Below are 26,201 nucleotides of genomic sequence, written 5' to 3' on the forward strand. Positions count from 1 at the left end.
ATCAGATGTTTTTTTGGGAGTATTAACAACACATGATCAATTTTCAGCAAATTTCTTTAAAAACCTTTCTCAGTGAGTATTGGCAAAAAAAACCTCTAGTGATTCGCAATGCCATTCCAGATTTCACTAATCCATTATCCCCTGATGAATTAGCAGGACTTGCCCTTGAAGAGGATGTAGAAAGTCGCCTTGTCTTTGAAACACCCCATGAAAAACCCTATTGGCATCTAAAGCGCGGACCCTTTTCTGAAAATGACTTTAATCTCCTTCCTCCAACGCATTGGACCGTCCTCGTACAAGGCGTGGATAGATTAATTCCCGAAGTATATGATTTACTTGATCATTTTGATTTCATTCCCCAATGGCGGATTGATGATATTATGATTAGCTATGCAGCGCTTCACGGCAGCGTCGGACCTCATTACGATAATTATGATGTTTTTTTATATCAAGCTCAGGGGAGACGGGAATGGTCACTTACTACTAAAAGATGCACTAATGAGAATTACATCAAAGATCTCGAACTTCGTATTATGGAACAATTTGACGTCGAAGAACGTTTGACCCTTGAAGAAGGTGATATGTTATATCTTCCACCCCATGTAGGCCACTATGGTATTTCACTTTCCGAAGATTGCATGACCTACTCTTTCGGCTATCGTAGTTATCAAGGACAAGAATTATTGGATAGCCTTGGTGATTATTTAGCTGAAAAAGGAACATTCAAAACATTATATCAAGACCCTGATTGGTCTCATTTACACAATACCTCTGAAATCACTCGCCCTGCCTGGCAAACTGCACAAAAACTGTTACACCAATTAATCAGTGACGAGAAAATAATAAAATCCTGGTTTGGATGCTTTGCGACACAGCTGGATCAACAAGCAGAAATGCGGTTACCGTTACCTTTAGAAGAAAATGAGCTCATTGATTTATCACATTTTATTAAGGAAATAAAAGCAGGCTCAGATCTGACAAGAGATGCAACATGTCGTTTTGCCTATCAAAACTCAGAGGGACAATTCGAATATCAGTTGTACGTTAATGGTTGTGAATGGGATGCAACAGGAGTTTCTCATGATTTGCTAAGCTACGTTGCTAATAACCGTCACTTATCTCATCAATCCCTTGTCGCTTATTTAAATACTGCACAAAATCAAATATTTATTTATAATTTATGGAAATTGCAATGGCTATACATTGCAGAAGACTAAAGTTTAGTGACTCGACGTAGCCCGTATTAGCGCAGCGTAATACGGAAAATAGGTGCAAATTATCCCGCATTACGCTGCGCTAATGCAGGCTACATTCTATGGGAGGTTATTCATCAATGGCCGTGACGGTTACAAAAAACTTGCGTATAAATTGGTTAAATTCAAAAACATAGAGTATAGTTAATATACATACCATAATAAGGACAGGTAATGAAAAAAATAATACTGGCTGTAATGTTGGTGTGCTCAACTGCCTTGCTGGGCAACTGTGGTGGTAATCCCTGTTGCGGGACTTGTGCTACTGATTGTGGTGGCTGCGGCGGTTGTAATGGAAGTTGGTATTGAGTAACTGTTTTCACAGAATTCGAATTAGGGAAAATATTCTGGACCCAAACGTAGGCTGGGCTGAAAAGCCCAGCAATAAGCTTCCGATATTCTTTTCTGGGCTTTTCAGCCAAGCCTACGTGCTTGGAAATACAATCTGAGCGGAAGCGCCAGGCTGCAGTTTGACACATTATGAGAGCAGTTACCCTGCATCTTCGCTACGCACGAGCTGAAACTTCAATTCGCCCAGAGTGATTTTATGGCTAAATAAAGTAATAAGCGCGCCTGTTAATACCAATACAATACCTACCGTGCCCCAAAAGTTCAATTCTTCACCTAAAAGTAATACACCAAAAATTACCACAAATACCGGCTCTAAAACGGATAAAATAGAAGCCTTTTCTGAACTGATGTATTTTAAGCTGTACAGCATCAAAACTATGGGAACAACGGTTGCAATAACAGAAATTCCAAATAAATGGTACCAAACGTCCGATGTGGATGGGATGGCAAAAGAGTGATTAAAAAGAGAAACCAATAAACTGGTTAGCATACATCCCAAACACACCATAAAAGTAGACATATTTGGAGAGAGCTCATTCCTTTTACTGCCTATTACATAGCACGCATAAAAAAAAGCAGAAGCAATGCCCAGTAAAATACCCCAAAGGTTAAAAGACAATGCATCAAAGTCCACCATAAGCGCCATTCCTATTAAAATCACTAAGATGGCTAAATAATAAACCGGGGGTATCAATTGCTTGTAAAAGAAATAATTGAGCAACATAATGAGTACCGGATAGGTAAAAAAGATAACCATCGCCAGTCCAGAACCTATGTAATAAGATGCTAAAAAGTAAAGCCAGGTTGATATGCCATAAAAAAAAGCCCCTGTTAAAAAGGCAAGGAACATATTTTTATAAGAATCGTTTGTTTTTTTTATTTTTGGCAACATCACCATTAAAATAATCATGCTGGAAATTAAAAAGCGCCAAAACAACATCGTGCTCGCAGATAAATTGCCGTTCATTGCACTTAAACCAAAATAGCCAATAAACCCGTAAAGAAATCCAGATAAAATAGCATAGATAGAACCGCGATATTCTTGATTTATCATCATGATAATACTGCCTGAAAAACTGACTTAAACAAAAAGCAGGTTAGGTTCTTAATCCTACCTGAAAGCTTGAGGTAAAGTTAACCTACATAAAAAATAAGGAATAGTGTATCATTTTTTACGCATACTATCATATTGCAAATAAAAGATACATACTGTATTATTTGTCAACTTATAATTGAGACTGTAACCATGCTTCGTATTTTTCTCCTTATCTCGTGCTTCTTTGCAGTAGCCACTAATATTTATGCTAACTCTGCCTGTACTGAACATCAATGTATCGCTGTTGTTGATGCAGGGAGTACGGGATCACGACTTCATGTTTTTGCTTATGATCTTGATGAAACAAATACACCTTCTCGTATCACAGAAATATGGTCTAAAAAGATCAAACCTGGATTTGCAATGATTGAAGCAAATCAAAGCACTGTAGATGCATACTTGACAACGCTTTTCTCAGGAGCCCCTACTCAACATATACCTGTTTATTTTTATGCAACTGCAGGAATGCGTCTTGTGCCGCAAGCGAAACAAAAAATTTATTATCAGGAAGTACAAACGTGGTTTCATCAGAAATCTGAATGGCAACTAGTAGAAGCAAAAACCATTACGGGGCATGATGAAGCTTTATATGACTGGCTTGCGGTAAACTATCATATTGGGGCACTCAAATCATCTGCCAATGAACCAGTAGGCGTCATGGATATTGGTGGTGCGTCAGTACAAATTGTTTTCCCAATACAAAGCAAAACGGATAATAAAGGGACGCAAGTTGAACTGGATCTTTACGGGCACCACATCAATTTATCTGTTCACAGTTTCCTGGGTCTTGGACAAAATGAAATGGCTCACCAACTTCTGGATACAGCTTCCTGCTTTTCAGATGGTTACCCTCTTTCTGATGGCAGTTCTGGACAGGGCGATGCATTAACCTGTGAACAAGAAGTAATCCCTTTAATTAAAATGCACAAAGTCAGTAATGAAGTACAACCTGATCTTTCTGCCAGTCATATTAATTCGTGGTACGCCATTGGTGGTTTTCCAAATCTTGTAGAGAGCAAACCGTTCCAGTTTCAAAACAATCAATTGACCATTCAAGACTTGCTGCAACAAGCAAATACTCTGATTTGTCATCAGCAATGGGAAATTCTCAGCGATCAATTTCCAGACAATGAATACATTGAATCCTATTGCCTCTTTCCCGCTTTTTATTATGCTTTGATGGTAGAAGGCTATGGTTTAACAGTAAATCAACCGGTGAGCTATATTCCTGCAGAACAAAATATAGACTGGACTTTAGGAGTGGTACTACATCATTGATCCTAAAGGGATTTCATGCAGTTGCGACTGGTACATCAAAGTAATTTCTGGATACCGTGCATAAAGCGCGGTACGTAGGAAAGAGTGCCATGCGAACTTCCAATCACAGTAATGCAGCCAAGGTTGAACGCAGAGGAACCTGTGTTTAATTATTCGTGTATGTTCCGATTCCCCCAAAGTTTCCTACGTACCACGCCTTATGCGCGGTACTCAGAGATCGTACTAATAAACAACTCAGAAGTTCATAAAACCTATAATTCTTCAAAAGAAAAATCCTCGATCCTTAAAAGAGTTGGTTTGCCATAAAAAGAACATAAAGCCTCACGAAATTTTTGGGCACGTTGTGATAATCCATGGTTACAATAATGTACTACCTGCTTATATACCGCCTGTTTAAAAGCAAGGGTGTCTGATTCCATACCATTTAAGTTGTCGATACTAATATAAAATTTATGTCCAGCAGCCTTTGAAAGGATCCATTCTATTGCTTGCGGTTTTACTTCAACTTGTTGAAACAAAGACTGTTGTTCTACGGTGCGTCCATCAGGCATATACCAATACCCAAAATCGACTTGCTTTCTACGCTCTTCCCCAGCAATGAGCCAATGGGAACATTCATGTAGCGCGCTGCTAAAAAAGCCGTGGGCAAAATATAAAGCGTTGTAAGGATGCTGTTCACCAGCAGGTATGTAGATAGGCTCATTATTGCCCTTAACCAGTCTGGTATTAAATTCTTCACCGAAGCAATTATAAAAAAGCGTTATTAAATCCTGATATTGATGCACAAATAGCTTTTCACTCATTAATTTACACATACTGATTAATTTATACTAATATATTTAAAGAGTCATTATTTTTATGAGTTCCTGGAATTTGGAGTTCCGACGATAAAAATGCAAAAAAAAGCACTGTCGTATCGATTAGGAAGATTTATAAATAAGCTTCGTTGGCCAATTATAGGCTTATGGTTGCTTGCTATATTACTCTGCATCCCTTTTCTACCCCACATTATTGATCCCTTTAAAACAACTGGATTTATTGATGAAAGTTCATCAAGTGCCCAGGCTGAAAATTATATGAATAAAAAATTGGGATATAACGATAAAAATAAATTTCTTATTATGTATCATAGCAATAAGCTTTTAGCGACCCAGGATCAATTTAAGAAAAAAATTAAAAAATCATTATCCGATTTAAAAGATTTTCCAATTAAACACGACATTATTTACCCTGACGACAAACATCAAATTTCCAAAGATAAACATACCGCTTATGTAGTGGTGATCATCAAAACCAATAAACAGCTTAGTGATGACTTATTAAAACAACTTAAAGAATCAATAAAAAAACCTTCGCGCATGACAATGAAAATTGGCGGAGAGCCACTTTTTGTACAAAATGTGAACAAACAGACACAAACCGACCTTTTTAAAGCGGATATGATTGCAGCCCCAGTAGCGATTATCACTTTAATTCTTGTATTTGGATCGGTAATTGCAGCCACACTCCCCATTATTTTAGGGGGAGGATGCGCCATAATTATCCTAACTACCCTCTATTTTTTAGGCCATCTGTTTACTCTTTCTATTTTCACCATCAACATTGCCTTATTACTCGGCCTGTGCCTTTGCCTGGATTATTCATTATTTTTTATTAGTCGATTTAGGGATGAATTAAAGAATGGATTAAATATTGAAGAAGCGATTGCAACAACTCAAGAAACCGCAGGTAAAGCAATTTTCTTTAGTGGTTTAGCAGTTTTTGTGAGCCTCAGCGCATTATTTTTATTTCCGGTTAATATTCTTTTCTCAGTAGCAGTGGGTGGTTTAGCTGCTGTTTTTTTCGCGGTACTAGTATCAACTATATTTTTACCAGCAATTCTTGCCGTCCTGAAATCAAAAATTAATTTGCTCTCAGTACGCCTGTTTAGGAACAAAAATCACTCCAGTTGGTGGCGCTGGCTAGCAGAGCGAGTAGTTCGTCACCCCGCTCTCTTTTTCTTTCCCATTCTTATTTTTTTAATAGTGCTGGGATACCCTTTGTTAGTATCAAAGTTTGGTATCTCAGATTATCGTATTTTTCCAGAAAAATCAGAGAATCGAGCATTCTATGATACATATGCAAAGAAATTTCAGATTGAACAATTAAATCCTATAATACTGGTTATCGAATCCCAGTCTTCATCAATTTTGTCGCGTAAAAATCTTTCTAAAATATATAATTTGGTCCAAAAACTAAAGCGCAATCCGGTAGTCAAAGAAGTCAATGGCATCATCAGCAGTGAGTCGGATCTAAAAAAGAGACAATATTACACTCTTTATCATTTAGATAAAAAACTTCTCGACCCAAGTGTGAAACAATTGCTTAAAACAACGACCACCAAGCGTATGGCTGTCATTAATGTGATTAGCAAATATCCAGTAGATTCCGAAGAGACCAAGAAACTTGTTAATGAGTTACAGAAAATAAAATTAGACTCGGGATTAAAAGTACAAGTTACTGGAGTAGCTGCGAGTAATATTGATGTGCTTCATAGCATTTATCATTATTTACCCTATGCCATCCTATGGATAATGGTATTTTCTTATCTGATACTCCTCCTCCTATTGAGATCTCTATTTTTGCCATTAAAAGCAATTGTAATGACTTTATTAAGCCTATGCGCCGCATATGGAGCTCTAGTTTTTATATTTCAAGAAGGATATTTCTCTGAAGTTCTTAATTTCCAGCCACAAGGAATGCTCGATATTAGTTTATTAGTCATCATATTTTGTGCTCTTTTTGGTTTTTCAATGGACTATGAGGTATTTTTATTGACTCGAATTAAAGAGGCACATCAGTTAACCAAAGATAATAACAAGAGTATTATTTTTGGTATTGAAAAAAGCAGTCGTATTATTACGAGTGCCGCATTGATTGTCATTGTGATTTGCTGTGCTTTTTTGATCGCTGATGTATTAATGGTCAAAGCATTTGGCCTTGGCATTGCAGTTGCTATTTTCGTAGATGCCTTTTTAATACGAAGCTTTTTAGTACCCGCCACAATGGCTCTCTTTAAATCTTGGGTCTGGTATCTCCCCAAATGGTTGGATCGACTCCTACCTAAGCTTTAATCCTTAAGTTTGAATATCCCTAGAGTATCCACCCTATTGAATTTAAAGGCTTTTAAGTTATTTTAAGGCAGATAAAGAAATTTTAAATAACTTCGGACTAACTAAAAACCTTTACTTTCAGGATAAGAATTGTGGAGAACTCTTTTCCTATAGTCTCCGTAACTCAAAACAGCCAATTGATAATTAAGGATTGTTTACTCATAATTAAAATCACATATTCATGCCAATGCCTTTTGCAGCAAGATTAATTTTCTGATAGAGTAACCTGGATAAAATTTCGGGTCTAAATAGAATAGAGGATGTTAAAAATGATACGAGGATTTTTTACAGGTTTAATGTGTTTACTTAGTTTCTCTGTTTTTTCATATGGTAACCCTTGTGGGAATGCTGTTCCTACTAATGATTTAAATTTTTGTGCCTCATTTAAGGTAGTTGCAACGTGCTATTGTACTTCTTCTGGTTTACCTGCTGGTATGTGCCAAGATATGAATATGCTTTATGCACGTATGGTAAGTGTATATGGTTCATTGGATAAAGCATGCGCGGCTCAACCTTACACTACAAAACAAGATTGTCTTGATAATTGGAATTGTTACCGTCTTGGAGGGATGGATTCTCGCGGCAGAATATGTAGTTCCACTCAGAAATCCTGTCAATAAGTTTATTAAAGTATTAAAATCAAAAAAATTTGATTAAGTTGGGCTTCGGCCCAACAGAAATTCTAATGATTAAAGCAATCTTGGTAGAGTATTATTGTGCATAATAAAAAATCAAAATTATTTTTACTCTCATTCTTATTTCTTTCTACATCGTGTTGTTTGGCAGATAGTAATCTACCACAGCACCCTTTTTATATAGGTGCAATTGGTGGTTTCGGCTCAACTACCTGGAAGGGTTTAGTTCCCACTAAAGAAAATCAGAATGTTGCTCTGATGCTTTCAACACCAATAAAGGTTCAAGAAGGTGGAAGTGTATGGGGTGTTTTGGCAGGATATGAATTTACTCATTTCTTTGCAATTGAAATGAATTACACACACTTCCCTGAAGCAAATGTGAATTTCGATTCTATAAGTTTATTCAGTTTCGATCATGATGGCTTAGAGACTTTAACATCTCAAACTGAAGTCCTAACTTTGATAGGAAAACTCATGGTTCCTATTCCTCATTCCCAAATGAAAATTTTTTCCGGCGCGGGAGTGGCAGGTGTGCATCGTAAAGATATCGTTGTGGATAATTGGCGTCCAGGACCTACTTTTAATGTAGGAGTAAATTATAATTTTACAGAGCAAATAATGGGCGAAATTGCTGGAGCTTTTACTGCCGGGTATGGAGAATCGCAGCTTAATCCAGCAGACGCATATTATCCTTTTCTCTACTCAGTCGCTGCCCATCTGATTTTTCGTTTTTAATGGTTTTTAAAAACCAGCCTAACTCTACTCCGCGGCCACCCACCCCAACGACTTGTTCACGGGGTAGTCCGCGGGATTCAGAAAATCTACCGTAAAAACCCTGGACCTCGCGGACGTTCCACGGTACGCAGAGATGTGATCAAGAGAGAGTTGCAAGCAACCCCAAAACTTATCTATTTTGATATACCCTGAAGATAAAAAACTACCTGTGCTTGCCCATAGAATATTCAGCATAGCATTTTTCCAAATTCGGTTTTAGATTCGTATTTTCAATTCCTAATTGCTCTACTAAGGTCAAAGTGTGCCGTATATGGGCTGCTTTCGCTTGGGTAACTTTGAAAGGCATTACAAAATTAGCCTTCTGGGAATCGGAGCTTTCTTCGAGCAGTATTTTTTTTGTAAGCGTCGCATCAACATGCTTGCATTTCTTTTCTGGATCCGGCAGAAAGTGTTTTTCTTTTACAAGACATCGCATTACATGATAATAGGTATGTATTTGTTGATACGTTAAATCAATAGGTACCGCATTATCATCATTATAAATATCCATAGTTGGATTTCGAGAAAGTAAAGGATTATGCATTTGTGCAAGGTCTTCTGTTTCTGCACGTTCATCCTGGACAGAAGAAGTTTGTGACCTTTTTTTATCGGAAAACCAGTAAGAGAATACAAGAGCACTGGCAAATAAACCCCCACCAATGCTCAGAAAAGCAATTGCCGGTAAGATACCAACAAATGCAATACATGCACCAACAAAAATTTCCAATATGGGTACAGAAATCATCCAATTTTTTATAAGAAAATACATGCAAGGCCGGACTGCGTAGGTATACGGCAGTAAAAAAAGGTTATAAATTAGGCTCCTACCCAAGGTATAGAGCCAAAAATTACGTGCTTTTCGTTTGGCATTATCCAGTTCAGCCTCAATGTAAGTAAAGATCGTTTCTGCAAAACCAGCATAATTTAAAAAATGATCACAAAAACTATTAGGTCCTTGTTTTTCTTTAGGTGGGGTTACTTGAATAATATACCAATCATCCTTCCAAATCCCAAAAGCCGACACGGGGTCATTCCCTTGTTTTTGCACCACAACTTCTGGTTTCTCAGTCAATTCATCCCAATGATCATGTTTTCTTTTAAACCAAGCATCATGAAGTCCAGCAGGATTTAATGCATCCACACGTGAAAGTTTATACCTCCCTTTATCCATAGCGAGTAATAAGCTTAACGATCCGCCCAGGCTTACTCCGCATACATGTATTTTATTCTTCTGTGTGCTTAACCATTCATGAATTCTTTTTCGTCCCATTAAATAAAGAGACTCGCCTACTGTTGCAAACCCCTTAGAATCAGTATTAATTTGCGGTAAAAAACCTTGTCCAGCAGGATAGGTTGTCCCCATAAAAATTAAATGTGACTCTGCTTTCTTATTAAAAATTGGCTCAAGTCCATAAGCAAAAACACGATCTTTATCATGGATAAAATAGCGCTTCCATCCTGATCTTTCTGTTAATTCAATGGGCTTCACCTGATATTCGACCTGTTCCCAATGTCCATCGATGCATTGAGGGATTTTGATGGATTCATAAGGAGTTAAATCACTGTAAGGAAGTAACGTCAAACAGTTACTCAAGTAAAGATTAACTTGTTCTTGTTGCGCATCGGTTAATTTTTTCTCTTTCAATTGTTCAAAAAGATCTAAAAAACCTTGTTGAAAAGCGAAACGTAATTCTCTTAATAATTCATGATCACGTTGTACAAAGATTGCATTGGCTACTTTAGCAGTTAAAAACTCAGTCCATTGTTCAGTCCATCCCATCATTAAAAGCCGTACTGCATTGCGAGCAATAATGGGGGCCTGCTTCTCCGGATCTACGCCCTCAATTGATTCAAATTCACGTTGTGGAGAAAAATTAAGATCTATTCCACCTTGAAAAGTTGCTTTTATAGGCATAATTTGCCTCCCAAATAATTACAGTTGTAATTACCTCATCCCGGAGCAAAAAATTCTGGGAACGCTCGAATTTAAAATGCATGTGTATGTATTAAATACGAACGTTTTTAATAAAGGAAATAAGTGCTTATTATAATTTTTCTTGCTGCAACGATGTCACAATAGCCGGACGCTCTGCAGCAAGATTCATAAATTGTTCTAAATGTTTATAGGCTGAAAGATCCATTTTAAAATAATAGGTCCATCTTAATATGACAAACAAATACGCATCGGGCAGACTAAAGTCCTTACCCATCAAATAGGGTCTATTCGCAAGATGCTCATTAACATAATTCAATCGAGCACTAATTACCGATATAAAAATGCTTTTTGTTTCCTCATTAAGATTAGGATTGAAAAACATGCTTACTGTTTTATGTAATTCAGTGGCAACGTAATTGAGCCATTCCAGAGTATGGTACCTTCTTAACTCACCTACTGGCGGCAAAAGCTTTTGACCTGGCGTGATATCTGCTAAATATTGCAAAATAACCTGATTTTCGGTCAGGACATCCCCATTATCAAGCTGAAGCGCTGGGACTGCCCCTTTAGGATTAATCGATAAATAATTTTCGTCTGAACGGGTTTTTTTTGCTTTCAAATCGACTTCTTCATCTTGAAAATCAAGCCCTAACTCATTAAGAACAATACGTACAGCTAATGAACACGCTGATTTGGTGTAATAAAGCTTCATATTCACTCCCTAGATTCATAGTTAAGGTATATTTAGAAAAACTCAGAAAACTACTTATAATATGCTTTTTGTACACACTTGAACACTACTAAAATTAGCTTATCTAGCTTAGTTTTCTATTCGTGATTTCCGTCGCAAGATCATCTTCCACTTCTGCAAGTAAACTCATAGTAGCCGATTGTCTTTTAATGAAAGAGAGCGAGTCCCAGAAATATTCTTTTCTTAAAACGTTTAATACTTTCTTATTATCCTTATCCTCTTTCCAGGTGTGGATGCTTCTTAGTAATTCATCGAGAGTTAAATCCTTCTCTGGCCCAACAATATTCAAATACAATTCTTTCAATTTCAAAAATTTATTCTGAGTATCCTGAGAATTAGGCTGAAGAAGTAGCATATTTTCCATTCGCGAATATAACTTGATAATTATCTTTTCTTTCAACTTATCCGATTCATGAAAAGCTGCTGGTGGAGGTGGAAGCACATAAAACGGAATGCTCTCACTCGGGCTGCCATATTCCAATACCGTTTCATACGGTAGATTTACCAAAAAAGAAGAAGAAACCGAAGAAGGGACAGGAGCATGCTGAATTGCTTCAACAAGTTCTATTGCTGAATGTCTGCACGTATTACTAATATTCAATTCACTTAGATGTGCTTTTATCTTATCTGCATTAACTGATGGTAATTTTTTTCTATTGCTAAGTATGAATCTGACCTCATCAATGTTCGTTAAATCAGGATCTTTTTTGATACAAGGCTTATAACATGTAAATGTATTATCCGATTCTTGCAATGATTCTAATATCCCCACAAATTCCAAATATTGCTCATAAGTAATATCATAGGCTTGATAAGTGATAGAACGTTCATCTTTATTATCACGACTAATCCTCTCATCTTCTAGATAGGCACCATTAACAAAAAACAGAGAATTACAAACGAACTTCAAGTTGAAAAGAAAGTTGGGATTTTCAACACCCTCGCCAAACTTGCCTACACGGCACAACAAATTTCGAACTTTATTTTGGTCGTAAATTCCAAGCATTAGAAAAGAATGTGGCCCTTGCTTATTAATTGAAATAAAAAAATGATCCGTTTTTTTATTAATTATCAGATATTTTGGAGGGGGAGTACTTGGCATATATAAACTTTTAAAAATACCGGATGACGAATCATAGCATTTAAGTATTCATGCCACAATCTGATTGAATTTAGCACACTCAGGGCATTTTAAAGTTTCACTTGCTTCCCCCATACGAAATGGGAGAAGAGCAAAGGGTAAAACTCACGAGATACACTGTAACTCAGGATAATTTTTCAAAATGACTTTGTATAAATTTCGGTTTGCTTCCATGATCTCATCGCCTAATTTAGAATCCGGATTTCCTTCCCCTCCTTTGCTATTTAAAGCAACCACTGTAGTAACATTATTGCAAGGTTGCCAAAAATACATCACACGGAAGCCTAAGGTGCTTCCTTTGTATACCCAAAAACTTTGTTTAAGATCGTTATCATAAAGATACCCTACACCCAATCCAAATCCATAAGGATCATCTTCAGTCACTTTAGGAATCGGCTGCCCTGTTTTCATAGATACAACAGATTCTAATTCAGCTAAAATTTGCTCCCTAAAAATGGGTTTAATTAAAGTTCCGCGATAGAGCAATTGCACCCAATGTACTACATCTTCGGGTGTAGCTACAATTGCACCAGCAGCAGCGCCCCAGGATAAGTCATTGGTGAGTGTATCAATTAATTTATTTTTTTTCTCATCATATAAATATCCATGTACCCTGCGATTTTCGATCGCTTTTCCTACTGATTGACCATCGGGTCCGGCAAGATAAAATGAATTATTCAATCCATTTTTTGAATTAATTATTCGCAATTTTAATTGATTTGCAAAAGTATCATTGGTCACTTTTTCTATTACCAAAGCAGCAAGAATATAATTGGAATTAGAGTATTCAAAAAGATTCCCTTTTTTCTTTTTGAGTGGCTTTTCAGGGTGAGCGTATTTAAGCAGCTCCTCATCAGTCCAAACTTTATCTAAATTTGACTCCATTTCTTTGGAAAACTCATCATCTTCAGAATAATTCGGTATACCACTTGTCATATTTAATAATTGTCTTAAAGTAATATTTTTCCAATTGGGATATTGTGGCAACCATTTACCCAAACGATCATCTAGTGTCAATTTATCTTCGGTCTGTAATTGCAAAAGAATTAATGCAGTAAAAGATTTGGTAATACTGCCAATGTCAAACAAATTATTAGAGGTAATAAGTTGGGATAAAGGAGGATAACCCATAGTGCCGTGCACAACCGTTTTGATTTCTTTTTTATAATTTCCTTGATTCTGAGGAATCAAGACAGAAGCAGCAATCGCAGTAAATTTTTCTTTTTTACTGTACTTTTTATAATAGGAATCAATCTCTTTTTGCAATTGATTCGTGAGTTCGGAAGAAGTATCAAAACCGGCATAAAGTATGGGTGACGCCAAAAAAGCACTTAAGGCAAATCCCAAGAATCGTGATTTTAATTTCATAATGTATCATCCTTCATTTCATAAAAATTTTTGTCGGTCCAACAGTACATGATACATTTCGGACTTATAGAGTCTGCAGGCGACACATGCATCACCTACAGTCTTGAGGGTATTCATCAATTACTTGCTTGGGCTCTGATTTTTAATTGTTCCAAGGCATTTTGAAGGCGAGTTAACACCCTTTCCCTTCCCAATAAAGTCAATGTCATATCGATAGACGGCGACATCCCAGAACCTGTTACTGCAACTCGTAACGGTTGTGCTATTTTTCCCATATTAATATCAAATTGCGCACTGATATCATTAATGCATTCTTGTAAATGATCTTTTTCCCAGGATTTTACCGTTTGCAAACGTTCATAAAGCGCGGTCAATGGCTCTAAAATAACGGGACGCAAATGTTTTTTTACCGCAGCTTCATCGTACTCAATCGAATCAGTAAAAAAGTACAGACTCATTTGACACATTTCAGTCAAAGTTTTACATCGCTCCGCTTGAATGGCAACTAAATCAGTTAACTTAGGTCCTTTGGAGAGATCAATGCCAGCTTCTTCAAAGTGCCAACGCAAGGCTTCAGCCACCGCCTCGACTGGATCATTTTTTTGATAATGTTGATTTAACCAATACAATTTCTCATAGTTAAAACTCGAAACTCCCCGACTTACATTCCTTAAATCAAAGTATTCAATCATCTCATTGATGCTAAAGATCTCTTGATCGCCATAAGACCAGCCTAAGCGTACCAAATAGTTCAACAAAGCGTGCGGTAGAACGCCCAACTCTTTAAATTGCAACACACTCACTGCACCGTGTCTTTTTGACAAACGCTTACCATCTTCTCCTAAGATCATAGGTAGATGAGCAAATACGGGAATGGAAGCCTTAAGTGCCTGAAACAGATTAATTTGTCTTGGTGTATTATTAATGTGATCATCACCGCGAATTACATGCGTGATTTTCATATCTATATCATCGATAACCACAGCAAAATTATAGGTTGGATGACCATCGGAGCGTACTAGAATCAAATCATCCAGCTCGCTATTTGCCACATGAATTTCTCCATATACTTCATCGTGAAATGTTACAGTTCCTTGTTCAGGATTCTTAAAACGAATTACAAAAGGTTTATCGGATAAAGGCAGATTTTTATCTCGGCAGTAACCGTCATACCGAGGTTTTTCTTTAGCAGCTAATTGTTCTGCGCGCAAAGACTCCAGACGTCCTTTACTGCATTCACACCGATAAGCCTTACCCTCATCTAAAAATTGCTGTGCCACTTGCTTGTATCGCTCGTAACGCTCGGTTTGATAAAATGGACCTTCGTCATAATCCATGCCTAGCCACGCCATGCCATCCAGAATAGCTCGTACCGATTCTTTGGTGGAACGTTCCTGATCAGTGTCCTCTATGCGTAATATAAATTCGCCATGATGGCGTTTTGCATAAAGCCATGAAAATAAAGCAGTTCTCACTCCACCCACATGTAAAAAACCAGTTGGGCTTGGTGCAAATCGGGTTCTAACTGTCATAATCTCTTCCACATTGTAAGGAATAAAATAATCGGGCTATAATAACTGACTTTGCAGCCAGGGTGAAGCAAGACATTTGAATATTTAGACTTCTTCAGATACTCGCTACAGAAAGCGAAGTGCGAGGAGGTCCGGAGCGTAGAACCAGAGAGAATGCCCAGGGATATGAGGATTCAAGTACTGGAGCGACGAAGCAATTCTCGACTGGAATAGAGTTTCCGGAGATGTTTATTGTACAAATCATACCAGGTTACACAGCGCTGCACACAGGCTAAAATAAAAGTATTACCCGAACTACTTGGTGAGTTATTTTGAAAAGCATTGGTATTAAGTATCAACTGAGAATTACTACCCTAATCCCAGCCTTTTTAGTCGCCCTGCTTCTCGCTATTTTTTATAATGGACTATTTGGTAATGACTTAAAACAACATATGTCGCGTTTGGGAGAAGCTTATATCCGTCAATTGCTTCCTGCCGCTCAATACGCCATGCTCCGACGCGATGATCGTACTTTGCAAGGTTTAATTAATGCTTCTACAATTAACCCGGAAGTAATAGCTCTAGCCTTTTACAGTAGTGATGGGCAATTGCTAGCCTATCGTGGTGGGAAACACTCGCTGAATAAGCCATTTAATCCACCTAAATTTACAGGGGATTACATTGAAAGTAAGCAAATTAATCCTTTCACTATTAATTTCATCGCACCAGTTACCATTCCTAAATTTAATCTTTACTCCAATTCATCCTTCCAGAACCTACTGAGTCCTATGGCTACTCGTGCAGATGATATTTTAGGTTGGTTATCCATTGATATTGATACGCGCTCGATGATTATAAAGCGCTATCAAATGCTCATAGTAACGATTTTTATTACCCTATTTGGCTTGCTTATGGGATTAACCATTCACTATTTTCTGTCCAAGAAGATTTATTTACCTATTTCTCGTTTACGTAGAAGTATGAAACAAATTTTGCGAAATGAATTCGAAACGGAAATAAAAACAACCAGTCCCGGTGAACTAGGTACTATTGAGCAAGGTTGTGCCCATTTACAAAAAAAATACCTCGAGACAGTTCGTGATTTAAATCAACATATTGAAGTAGCCACCGAAGATTTGCAGCAAAGTCTTGAGCTGTTAGAAGAAAAAAATATCGAACTATCACTCGAGAAGAAAAAAATAGAAGAAAAAAGTCGGCAAAAATCAGAATTTATTGCCAATATGAGTCATGAAATCCGCACACCAATGAACGGAGTAATTGGTTTCACTAATGTTTTACTGGAAAGCAAACTTGATCCATTGCAATTGGATTATGTAAAAACGATAAAAACTTCTGCACAAGATTTATTAGGAATAATTAACGACATTCTCGATTTTTCCAAAATCGATGCTGGAAAACTTCATCTGGATTGCATCCCATTAAATATTCGTCATTGCATTGATGAAGTCCTTACACTCGCGGCACCGAATGCACATAAAAAAGGAATTGATTTAATCCCCATAACCGACATTAATGTACCCAAAATTATTTTGGGAGATCCCTTCAGAATAAAACAATTTATCACCAACTTGGTAACCAACGCCGTTAAATTTACAGATCATGGTTATGTGTTGGTTCGCACCAAAGTAGAACAGGAAACAGATAGAGATTATACTTTATGCATCACAATTACAGATACCGGTCTGGGTATTTCTCCCGAAGATCAAAGTAAATTGTTTACGGCATTTAACCAAGCGGATACAAGCATTACGCGACGTTATGGCGGTTCAGGCCTTGGTTTAGTTATTTGCAAAAAACTCTGTGAAGAAATGCATGGTCGGATTACATTTACAAGTGAACTCAATAAAGGCTCTAGCTTTACTGCCCATGTCAAAGTCGAAAAGCTGGTTGCTTATGAAATAGAAAAAAACCAAATACACCCCTTTGCCCATTACAAAATGCTGTGCTTTGACGATAATTCCCTGCACTTGGAAGCTCTGTGTAATGGCTTAGGCTATTGGGGAATACAATGCGTCCCTGTAAATTCGTTGAACCACCTTGAAAAAGCCCTGGAGAATAATAAAGACTGTAAAATTGCTTTTCTCAATATTAATAAAGGCTACGAGCAAAAAATCGCTAAAATTATCTCAGAGCATAATTACTTTCCTTATGTATTGATTTCCAAATGGCTTATTAATGATTACACCGCGCTTGGTGGTCAAGGCTTTTTATATAAACCAATTAGTATTCAGAAACTCCAAGACGTTATTGAATCACTTACTAGCCTAGAAAATATTGAAAAGCCAGTCAATCATGAATTGGATAGCTTAAGGGAACAATTACGTTTTATGCATCCAGATTTGCTTATTGCCGAAGACAACCCCGTTAATAAAATGCTTTTGAACTCTTTATTAGGCACCCACGCAAACATGACTTCAGTTGATGATGGTGAGATGGCTGTATCTGCATGCAATGACAAAAAATATGACTTGATTTTACTTGACTTACAAATGCCGAAAATAAATGGTTTAGAAGCAGCTCGACTCATTCGTCAAAAATCGCAACTTAACCGTCATACCCCTATAGTTTTGATTAGCGCGAATGGCAGTGATGTAAATAGTATTGATCTGAAAAAAGCAGGTGTTGACTATTGCTTACAAAAGCCTATAGATGAAAAACAATTACTTACACAAATTCTTCGTATTGCAGATAAATCAAAACATGCGGCAATCGACTGGCAATTATGTGTACAAAAAGTATCAGGAAATCAAGTGCTTGCGGAAGAATTCCTTGCACGATTTGTTGAAGAGCTCCATAAAAATCGTGAAGAATTCATCCAGTTAATGCATGATAAAAACATTAAAAAATTAGGAGAAGCAGCACATAAACTTCACGGGGCATGCTGTTTTTCCGGAGTACCCACGTTACAGAAAAAAGTAGTTCATGTAGAAAAACTGGCGGTACATGCTGCTTCAATTGAAGAATTAGCCACCCCTTTTGCAGAGTTAATTCAAAGTATTGATGCAGTAATTAATGAGTACGAAAATCAGAAAATCAGAGTTAACTAGGACTGTTTGCATTTCGTTAGCTTGAGCCAAAATGGCCTGATTTTCCAGTACCAAAGCGCAGCATCCTTGCAGTATGTGAGCATCGGAATGCAAGAAATCAGGACAGTTTATCCAAGGTAGAAATAGACAGTCCCTATTCCTATTCTTGCAACTTCCACAAAAATGATAAAGATGAGCAGTAACCTAACTAGGAGAAAGAATGACTATAAAAAATGCAATATATGCTCAATCAGGCGGCGTAACGGCTGTAATTAATGCTTCAGCGTGTGCTGTGATTCAAACCGCTAAGTTATATCCGCAATATATTGGCAAAGTATATGCAGCCAAAAATGGAATTATCGGCGCTTTAAATGAAGAACTTATTGATACATCGCTTGAAAGTGATGCAGATATTGCCAAATTACTACAAACCCCTTCTGGTGCCTTTGGTTCATGCCGCTACAAACTCAAAAATGATGGTGATGAATATGAGCGTCTGATTGAGGTGTTTAAAGCACATAATATAGGTTATTTTTTCTATAATGGCGGTGGGGATTCTCAGGATACAGCACATAAAATATCGCAATTAGGGGCTAAAATGGGTTACCCAATTACGTGTATTGGAATACCCAAGACAGTCGATAATGATCTGCCTTTTACAGATGCCTGCCCAGGATTCGGTTCCGTGGCTAAATATATAGCTATTTCCACCAAAGAAGCAGGTTTTGATGTTGCTTCTATGGCTGCATCATCGACAAAAGTCTTTATCCTTGAGGTAATGGGACGTCATGCAGGGTGGATTGCAGCAGCAAGCGGCTTAGCCAGTCAACAAGCGGATGAGCCACCACATATTATTTTATTACCCGAAGTTCCTTTTCAACAAACAAAGTTTCTGAGTAAAGTTGATGAATGTGTTAAAACTTATGGTTATTGTGTTGTCGTAGTTTCAGAGGGTATTCGCACTACAGAAGGTAAATTTTTAAGTGAAGCAGGGATTCGTGATGCATTTGGCCATGCCCAATTAGGTGGTGTTGCGCCAATTATTGCACAGTTAATCAAAACGGAACTGAATTATAAATACCATTGGGCAGTCGCAGATTATTTACAACGCGCCGCTCGTCATATCGCCTCAAGAGTAGATTTGGATCAAGCTTATGCTTTGGGTAAGGCTGCCGTAGAATATGCGATGAAAGGTCATAATGCCATCATGCCTATTATCATTCGCGAACAAGATGAACCTTATCAATGGTCTATTGGACATGTCCCATTAGCCGATGTTGCCAATCAGGAAAAAGCCATGCCTAAGGAATACATTGCTGCGGATGGAATGGGCATTACTGCTGCCTGTAAGCAGTATTTATTACCCTTGATTCAAGGCGAAGCTTACCCTGACTATGTGAATGGATTGCCTGATTATGTTCGTTTAAAAAATCAACTTGTTCCTAAAGTACTATCACAACTGTAACTTAGGTGCAGCGCAGCAGAACCCAGGATTAAGAGGTTTTTATCATATCCAGAATCCCCGGTTCCGCTGCGCTACACCCAGTTACAGCATCGGGAATTTCTTCAAACAGTTCCATTGTGATAAAAGAAATCAGACCTTTTGAAAAGAATAAAAAATTGTCTGATTAAATATTCAAGTTAGTCCGCCTTACACGTTAGGCAACCCGTCTATTCATCTGCTACAATAATATAAGGGAAAGAAAATGGACTTCAGGACCTTTTCTTACCATGGCAGGTTGTATCGTTGTTCTAGCCTAATTTGAGTTGTAACTTTTTGATAAATGACATTCTATTTGTCTATTTATTGTTGTACCAATTATTAGGAGCAGATAATGAAAGAAAAAGGTTTTACTTTAATTGAATTAATGATAGTGGTAGCAATAGTTGGTATTCTTGCCGCAATTGCTATCCCGGCATATCAGGATTACGTCGTCAGAGCTCGCGTTACAGAAGGGTTAAGTGTTGCTTCTTCAGCAAAAACAACTGTCTCTGAAAATGCAACAACAGGTAACGCTGACTTAAGTCAGGGCTGGAGTTTTGCAAACCCTACACCTAATGTGCAAAGTGTTGTTGTTACTGCTGCTACGGGTGTAATCACAATTACTTATACAGCGCTTGCACAAAACGTAGTTCTTACTTTAACGCCACAAGCTAACGGAGCCGCCCTTGTTGCTGGAACTCCACCAACTGACCCAATTACCTGGGTTTGTGCCGTAAATAATGCTGCGAACAACCGATACGTCCCTGCAAACTGCAGAATATAATTATATCTTTCTTAAAAGCCGCTTCAAGGGCGGCTTTTTTATTATGAATTTTAAATGAATAAGAGTTTAATATGTCACGTAAAAATCGTATTGAAGAAGTGATAAATCAGGAATTAGTTCCTACATTTTTAAATGTCGAAGATGAATCATCTAATCATCATGTCCCTGAAGGTGCGCAAACACATTTCAAAATCACTGTGGTCTCGTCACGATTTATTGATTTATCGCGAGTTGCGCGACATCGATTGTTAAATCAATTGCTCATAGAAGAATTTGAACTTGGATTACATGCCTTAAGCATGCATTTATTTACTCCAGACGAGTGGGAAGATAAGAGCAAAACTGTTTTGCAATCTCCTGTTTGTAAAGGGGGTTTTAATAAAGAAAAAAAAGAGACATAACTTTGTATCAGCTAGGTAAATCTGATTATCAATTAAGAATAGAAATTTTTCTCAAATTCGATATTGTATTAAAGTTCGTAAAAAAGATTTTCTACCTCAATCATAGGAGAAAAAAAGAAAATTTTTCTTTACGAATCCGAAACAAATAAAACAATCTGATTTACATGACAAATAGCTCTGGAATTAATCCAAAGCCCCCCAAAATCGTTCACTAATAATGCGGGAAAAAATTGGTTACCGTGTGTAAGCTGAATATATATTCGTGTTTCCTAGTAATTTTTTTACATAAACGTAACAAAGTTAACACTATGTGATAAAATAAACAGTAACGTCCATCGCCAACTTCCTATATAATGCCTGGCATTTTTAATAAGTCTATTTAATTAATGAACAATTGGTCTTCTGAAAAAATATCCGTACTCGCCTTAGTTTTATTAATTACAGGTGCAATTGACAGCATTAGGAATTTACCGGGAACCGCTCTATTCGGCTCTTCATTAATTTTTTTCTTTATCTTTTCCGCAATTGTTTTTTTAATTCCTGTAGCTTTAGTATCAGCAGAATTATCGTCGACCTGGTCTGACGAGGAAGGTGGAATTTATAGTTGGGTCAAACATGCATATGGTGAAAATTTAGCCTTTTTTACTATTTGGCTGCAATGGATCAATACCTTGGTCTGGTATCCAACTATTTTATCCTTTATTGCTGGAGTGTTAGCTTATTTAATCAACCCCGAACTCGCTCAAAATAAGTACTATTTAATTACAGTAATTCTGGTTATATTCTGGTCCTTAACCCTAGTCGCTTTATCGGGTTTACGTGCCTCGGCACATTTTGCAGGTCTTTGCGCCATATTGGGAATGATACTTCCTATGGGATTTATCATTATTCTTGCACTGATTTGGGTCATTAAAGGAAACCCTATAGCAATTAATTTAAGCCTGTCACATTTACTGCCACACTGGAAAGACAGCCAATCCTGGGTATCACTCACCGCAATAATGACTTCGTTCCTAGGGATGGAGCTCGCAGCAGTACATGTTCGGAATGTACATAACCCCCAAGTCAATTTTCCTCGTGCGATGTTTTTTTCTGTGCTGCTTATTTTAACCACAATGATTTTTGGTTCTTTGGCTATTGCTTTTGTTCTTCCAAAAGAGAAAATCAGTCTAATTGACGGCGTACTTCAAGCTTTTAATAACTTTTTCCAAGCATATAACCTGGAATGGCTCTTGCCTTTTCTTATTGCATTACTCCTGTTAGGAAGTTTAGGCAGCATGATTAATTGGATTATCTCACCTGCAAAAGGCTTGCTCATGGCTGCTAACCATAACTTCCTACCAAAATCCATGTGCCAGTTGAACAAACATGGAGTGGCTTCGCGAATTTTAATCACGCAAGCAATTTTGGTTACTTTTTTGTGTAGTGGTTTTCTCTTGTTTCCCAGCGTTAATGCCATATACTGGTTATTTACTGCTTTAAGTACAGAACTCTACATCATGATGTATGTTTTGATGTTTATTGCAGCCTGGAAATTAAAAGGAAAATATGCGCATCTTAAGAGACCTTTTGCTATACCAGGGAAAAAAACCGGCTACTATATGACCTGTATTTTGGGCTTATTCGGATGTACTATGACTTTAATTGTAGGCTTCATCCCACCTGTTGAGTTTATGAATTTTGGCAGCGCCGCGCACTTCCGTCTGGTTTTCTCTATAGGAATTGCAATCATGATGATCCCTGCATTTTTACTGTATTGGCGTAAAAAATACATTACAAGATCATAATCTGTTACTTGGGTAAAGGTATAGCGATGCGGTAATTCCTGGGTTTCGCTGCTTTTACCCAGGCTGCAATACGATTGTTACAGCTTATCCTTTTCCTCTAATGAAATCACTCGAGCCTCATGTTCCAACATCACAGGAATATCATCCTGAATAGGAAATGCCAATCGGTCAAATTTACAAATAAGTTCTTGTTTTTTTATCAATAACTTCCCTTTACATAAAGGGCATACTAATATTTCCAATAGTTTTTTATCCACAAAATTCTCCTATAATCCTAAGTCACTTTATTTCGTACATATACAGGTTGTGCTTGGGCAGCTACGATAGGCTTTTGCGCAGAAAACCGAGCAAACTGAATCATAGCTGCTGCAGAAGGATATACTGTTAATTTATCACTTATTTGTGATTTAACTTCTGGAGTAACATCATCCCAATATGAGTCTATCCCTACTCCTGCAAGAATTACTGATTGCTTTTCAGGAAGGCTGAGTTTATGTACTGGAGTGACGTATTCCTCTGCTGTCCATTGATGCTCAGCAAAATAGGCCCAATACATCTCATGCATTCGCGCATCCAATACAGCTAATACAGGCAGGTTATTCTTCTGCATCTGCTGGCGGACTGACCAAGCAACAGCAACAAGGCCGCTCACCGGAATTAAAGACAAGTCATTGGCATAGGCAAGACCTTTTGCAATACTGCACGCAATTCGCAAACCGGTAAAACTACCTGGTCCACGACCAAATACTATGGCATCCAGTTGACTCATTTGTAAACCAGCATTTACCATCAGCTTATCGATCATAGGTAAAATAAATTGAGCATGTGTTTTTTGATTACTTTGTTCCTCACAAAGTAACTCTTCTCCAGTAAGCAAAGCCAAACTGGCTATTTCTGTAGATGTATCAATCGCTAACAGTTTCATAATCCAGCTCTAATTCTCTGATAAATTGAAGCACTCTGTGTTCATCACGAGTTTTCGGTAACTGAGGCAAGCTTGCCAGGATACGTCCACCATAATCTCGACTGGTTAGACGGGGATCGGCAATCATTAAAACCCCTTTATCCGTATTATCCCGAATTAAACGCCCTACTCCTTGCTTCAAAGAGATCACTGCCCCAGGTAAAGATAACTCATCAAAACCCGATAAACCTTTTTCTTTTAAATAAGCCATTCTACCGCGAATTACAGGGTCAACTGGGCTGGAAAAAGGCAATTTATCAATAATAACACAAGAAAGAGCCTCCCCTTTAACATCCACCCCCTCCCAAAATGTTGCGGTCCCCAATAAAACAGCATTGCCTAGTTGCCTAAAACGCTCAAGCAAAATGGGTTTGGCCTCAGTTCCCTGAATCAATAATGGATAGTTTAAAATACTGCCCATCATTTGAGCAACTTGTTTTAACGCTTTATGGCTAGTAAATAGGAAAAAGCAACGCCCCCCTAAAGCTTCAATTAAAGGAATAGCTCGAGATACTAATAATTCATAATAAGTAGAATCTTTGGGATCGGGTAAACCTCTAGGCAGATACAGCAAGGCTTGTTGTCGATAATCAAAAGGACTGGGCAATAATAAAGTTTTTGCCTCATGCAATCCTAATGGCTTACAGAAACAGTCAAAAGAATCTGCAATGGTTAAGGTTGCAGAAGTAAAAATATAAGTACACTGCTGGCGCTTGAGTAAACTACTGAACGTTTCAGCAACATCATACGGAGTAACATGAAAAACTAAAGTATGTTTAAAGCGCTCTAGCCAACGTATTTTTTGATTATTTTCTTGAGTAAAAAACAATAAAACTCTGGCAAACTCCATTAATCGTTCTTTGCAGCGCGCAAGTCCAGGAAATTCAGCGAGCGATAATTCGCTGAAGCACCCCATGACTTCGTCTTTTAATGTCAACCAATCAACCCAAACACGCATAAAGGATTTGTTATGCTTTATTTCCTCCCAACTAAATCGGTCATCAACTTCCGCTAAACTACTTACTAGCTCATCCATCAACGTGTCTGCCTTATGGCTTAAAGCTTTTAAAGGTTGATTAGCAAGGTCTACAGCGGGCCATTCTTTAATAAGATCATCCAATAAATCACGAAACTGACGTGTTCCAATTCGTTCACCATTAAAATGGGTTGCTGTTTCAGCAAGTTGATGAGCCTCATCAAAAATAACCACCTCAACACCAGGTAATAACTCACCAAACCCTTCTTCTTTCAAGCGTGAATCAGCAAAAAATAGATGATGGTTAATGACGACTACATCAGCATCTAAAGCACGTTTGCGTGCCTTGAGTAGAAAGCATGTTTCATGATCAGGACATTCAATACCTAAGCAATTATCTACTGTTGAGGTTACATAATGCCAAACTGGAGAGTCTTCATTCAGTTCAGGTAACTCCGATCGATCACCGTTTTTCATTTGTGACAATTTACTGCGTACATGAGCTACTTCATGAGCACATTGCGGGCTTTGGAATTGTCCTTCTTCAGAATGTAATGCAACACGATATTGACAAATATAGTTGGATCTTCCTTTAAGATTTTGTATGCGGGCAGATAATCCCAAGGCCCTGACTAAAGTAGGTAAGTCTTTTTGATAAAGCTGATCTTGTAATGTTTTGGTTGCTGTAGAAATCAGCGCTTTTTTTCCACTTAACAAACAGGGAAGTAAATAAGCAAAAGTCTTCCCTGTCCCTGTACCTGCTTCGGCAATTAAAATTGATTTTTCTTCGATTGCTGCAGCAATAGCCTCGGCCAAATCGGACTGTGGCTTACGTGCCATAAATCCGGGGATAGCAGTAGAAAGCCGCCCTTTCTCAGCAAAAATTCGCTGACAGGTTTCAGCGAGCGAAGTAATTTCTACCACTCTTCTTGCAAATATTGAAGTTTATCCTTAACCTCTTCCCAATCTTTGGCATCAGGCGGAGCATCTTTTTTTGCAGTTATATTAGGCCATTTTTTAGCAAGCTCAGCATTTAATTCTTTAAATTGTTGCTGCTCAGAAGTTAAATCATCTTCAGAAACAATTGCATTAACAGGACATTCCGGCTCGCACAATGCACAATCGATGCATTCCTCTGGGTGAATCACCAGAAAATTCGGGCCTTCATAAAAACAATCAACAGGGCATACTTCAACACAATCAGTGTACTTACACTTAATACAACTTTCTGTTACTACAAAAGTCATGATAAACCTTTCTTACGCTGGAAATAGTAAATATTAAATCATAAAATAGACCACTTAAGATAGTAGTTTTCTTAGTAATTACTTCATCCAAAACTGTCTTCCCAAATGAAAACGAGTTCATGATCTTTGCTAAAAAAAATAAAACGATTTGAACGCTGCAATTATTCACTTTTTATTCAAATGCACTTCTTGAAAGACAAATGGGTCTATGTTGTAATTTTACTCAATCTTTAAAATTACTGATGGGAGTGGTGTTTAAAATCTCA

At 37.6% G+C, this 26,201-nt stretch carries 22 protein-coding genes; 10 read left to right on the forward strand and 12 right to left on the reverse strand.

Annotation, left to right across the window (positions count from 1 at the left end; all coding sequences use genetic code 11):
* Positions 1–32: 32 nt before the first annotated feature.
* The gene (locus FOLKNPGA_RS11040; RefSeq protein WP_182349962.1) at positions 33–1,217 is read left to right on the forward strand and encodes a cupin domain-containing protein; all 1,185 of its coding nucleotides are present in this window, start codon (positions 33–35) and stop codon (positions 1,215–1,217) included.
* 161 nt (positions 1,218–1,378) lie between these two features.
* Here the strand turns inward: FOLKNPGA_RS11040 and FOLKNPGA_RS11045 are convergent, their stop codons facing one another.
* Positions 1,379–1,732, reverse strand: coding sequence for a hypothetical protein (locus FOLKNPGA_RS11045; RefSeq protein ID WP_182349963.1), 354 nt, complete (start codon positions 1,730–1,732; stop codon positions 1,379–1,381).
* An 11-nt stretch (positions 1,733–1,743) separates the two neighbouring features.
* Positions 1,744–2,658, reverse strand: coding sequence for a DMT family transporter (locus FOLKNPGA_RS11050; RefSeq protein ID WP_182352838.1), 915 nt, complete (start codon positions 2,656–2,658; stop codon positions 1,744–1,746).
* 192 nt (positions 2,659–2,850) lie between these two features.
* On the opposite strand from FOLKNPGA_RS11050, the gene FOLKNPGA_RS11055 reads away from it, so the two are divergent.
* Positions 2,851–3,978: a multidrug DMT transporter permease gene (locus FOLKNPGA_RS11055; protein WP_182349964.1), complete on the forward strand. Its 1,128-nt coding sequence runs from the start codon at positions 2,851–2,853 to the stop codon at positions 3,976–3,978.
* A 251-nt stretch (positions 3,979–4,229) separates the two neighbouring features.
* Here FOLKNPGA_RS11055 and FOLKNPGA_RS11060 read toward each other — a convergent pair whose 3' ends face one another.
* On the reverse strand, positions 4,230–4,763 hold the full coding sequence (locus FOLKNPGA_RS11060; protein ID WP_304599240.1) for an elongation factor P hydroxylase: 534 nt from the start codon (positions 4,761–4,763) through the stop codon (positions 4,230–4,232).
* A 108-nt stretch (positions 4,764–4,871) separates the two neighbouring features.
* Here FOLKNPGA_RS11060 and FOLKNPGA_RS11065 point away from each other — a divergent pair, with 108 nt between their 5' ends.
* The 3 genes from FOLKNPGA_RS11065 to FOLKNPGA_RS11075 all read left to right on the forward strand — a co-directional run bounded on the left by FOLKNPGA_RS11065 (position 4,872) and on the right by FOLKNPGA_RS11075 (position 8,500).
* Complete coding sequence (locus tag FOLKNPGA_RS11065) at positions 4,872–7,091, forward strand: MMPL family transporter (protein ID WP_182349966.1); 2,220 nt, start codon at positions 4,872–4,874, stop codon at positions 7,089–7,091.
* A gap of 308 nt (positions 7,092–7,399) precedes the next feature.
* Positions 7,400–7,750 (forward strand): hypothetical protein, encoded by a 351-nt coding sequence (locus FOLKNPGA_RS11070; RefSeq protein ID WP_182349967.1) that lies wholly within the window; start codon positions 7,400–7,402, stop codon positions 7,748–7,750.
* Between the two features lie 96 nt (positions 7,751–7,846).
* Positions 7,847–8,500: an outer membrane beta-barrel protein gene (locus FOLKNPGA_RS11075; protein ID WP_182349968.1), complete on the forward strand. Its 654-nt coding sequence runs from the start codon at positions 7,847–7,849 to the stop codon at positions 8,498–8,500.
* 202 nt (positions 8,501–8,702) lie between these two features.
* Here FOLKNPGA_RS11075 and FOLKNPGA_RS11080 read toward each other — a convergent pair whose 3' ends face one another.
* From FOLKNPGA_RS11080 to gltX, 5 genes are all read right to left on the reverse strand, one after another.
* Complete coding sequence (locus FOLKNPGA_RS11080) at positions 8,703–10,454, reverse strand: hypothetical protein (protein WP_182349969.1); 1,752 nt, start codon at positions 10,452–10,454, stop codon at positions 8,703–8,705.
* Between the two features lie 130 nt (positions 10,455–10,584).
* Positions 10,585–11,187 carry a glutathione transferase GstA gene (gstA, locus tag FOLKNPGA_RS11085; RefSeq protein WP_182349970.1) on the reverse strand — a complete coding sequence of 201 codons (603 nt, stop codon included), beginning with the start codon at positions 11,185–11,187 and terminating at the stop codon, positions 10,585–10,587.
* Between the two features lie 103 nt (positions 11,188–11,290).
* A complete protein-coding gene (locus FOLKNPGA_RS11090; RefSeq protein WP_370529165.1) occupies positions 11,291–12,232 on the reverse strand; it encodes a hypothetical protein in 942 nt (313 codons plus the stop codon).
* Positions 12,233–12,472: 240 nt separating this feature from the next.
* Positions 12,473–13,735, reverse strand: a complete 1,263-nt coding sequence (locus FOLKNPGA_RS11095) for a serine hydrolase (protein ID WP_182349972.1) — start codon at positions 13,733–13,735, stop codon at positions 12,473–12,475.
* Between the two features lie 116 nt (positions 13,736–13,851).
* Entirely contained in the window at positions 13,852–15,267 is a 1,416-nt protein-coding gene (gene gltX / locus FOLKNPGA_RS11100; protein WP_182349973.1) for a glutamate--tRNA ligase, read from the reverse strand.
* A gap of 308 nt (positions 15,268–15,575) precedes the next feature.
* On the opposite strand from gltX, the gene letS reads away from it, so the two are divergent.
* The 5 genes from letS to FOLKNPGA_RS11125 all read left to right on the forward strand — a co-directional run bounded on the left by letS (position 15,576) and on the right by FOLKNPGA_RS11125 (position 22,748).
* On the forward strand, positions 15,576–18,314 hold the full coding sequence (letS, locus tag FOLKNPGA_RS11105) for a two-component system sensor histidine kinase LetS (RefSeq protein ID WP_182352839.1): 2,739 nt from the start codon (positions 15,576–15,578) through the stop codon (positions 18,312–18,314).
* Positions 18,315–18,513: 199 nt separating this feature from the next.
* Positions 18,514–19,758 (forward strand): 6-phosphofructokinase, encoded by a 1,245-nt coding sequence (locus FOLKNPGA_RS11110; RefSeq protein ID WP_182349974.1) that lies wholly within the window; start codon positions 18,514–18,516, stop codon positions 19,756–19,758.
* 370 nt (positions 19,759–20,128) lie between these two features.
* Positions 20,129–20,560, forward strand: coding sequence for a pilin (locus tag FOLKNPGA_RS11115; protein ID WP_220471037.1), 432 nt, complete (start codon positions 20,129–20,131; stop codon positions 20,558–20,560).
* A 71-nt stretch (positions 20,561–20,631) separates the two neighbouring features.
* Entirely contained in the window at positions 20,632–20,961 is a 330-nt protein-coding gene (locus tag FOLKNPGA_RS11120; RefSeq protein ID WP_182349975.1) for a BolA family transcriptional regulator, read from the forward strand.
* Between the two features lie 386 nt (positions 20,962–21,347).
* Complete coding sequence (locus FOLKNPGA_RS11125; protein WP_182349976.1) at positions 21,348–22,748, forward strand: APC family permease; 1,401 nt, start codon at positions 21,348–21,350, stop codon at positions 22,746–22,748.
* 77 nt (positions 22,749–22,825) lie between these two features.
* Here the strand turns inward: FOLKNPGA_RS11125 and FOLKNPGA_RS11130 are convergent, their stop codons facing one another.
* From FOLKNPGA_RS11130 to fdxA, 4 genes are read right to left on the reverse strand one after another with little or no spacing between them, the layout of a single operon-like run.
* Positions 22,826–23,005 (reverse strand): Trm112 family protein, encoded by a 180-nt coding sequence (locus FOLKNPGA_RS11130; RefSeq protein ID WP_019231979.1) that lies wholly within the window; start codon positions 23,003–23,005, stop codon positions 22,826–22,828.
* 17 nt (positions 23,006–23,022) lie between these two features.
* Positions 23,023–23,673: a tRNA (adenosine(37)-N6)-threonylcarbamoyltransferase complex dimerization subunit type 1 TsaB gene (gene tsaB, locus FOLKNPGA_RS11135; RefSeq protein WP_182349977.1), complete on the reverse strand. Its 651-nt coding sequence runs from the start codon at positions 23,671–23,673 to the stop codon at positions 23,023–23,025.
* Positions 23,654–25,612 (reverse strand): ATP-dependent DNA helicase, encoded by a 1,959-nt coding sequence (locus FOLKNPGA_RS11140; protein ID WP_182349978.1) that lies wholly within the window; start codon positions 25,610–25,612, stop codon positions 23,654–23,656. The genes tsaB and FOLKNPGA_RS11140 overlap by 20 nt, the downstream gene beginning before the upstream one ends.
* Positions 25,606–25,935, reverse strand: coding sequence for a ferredoxin FdxA (fdxA, locus tag FOLKNPGA_RS11145; protein ID WP_182349979.1), 330 nt, complete (start codon positions 25,933–25,935; stop codon positions 25,606–25,608). The genes FOLKNPGA_RS11140 and fdxA overlap by 7 nt, the downstream gene beginning before the upstream one ends.
* Positions 25,936–26,201: the final 266 nt, after the last annotated feature.

Source organism: Legionella sp. PC1000, from assembly GCF_014109805.1.
Taxonomy (GTDB): Bacteria; Pseudomonadota; Gammaproteobacteria; order Legionellales; family Legionellaceae; genus Legionella; species Legionella resiliens.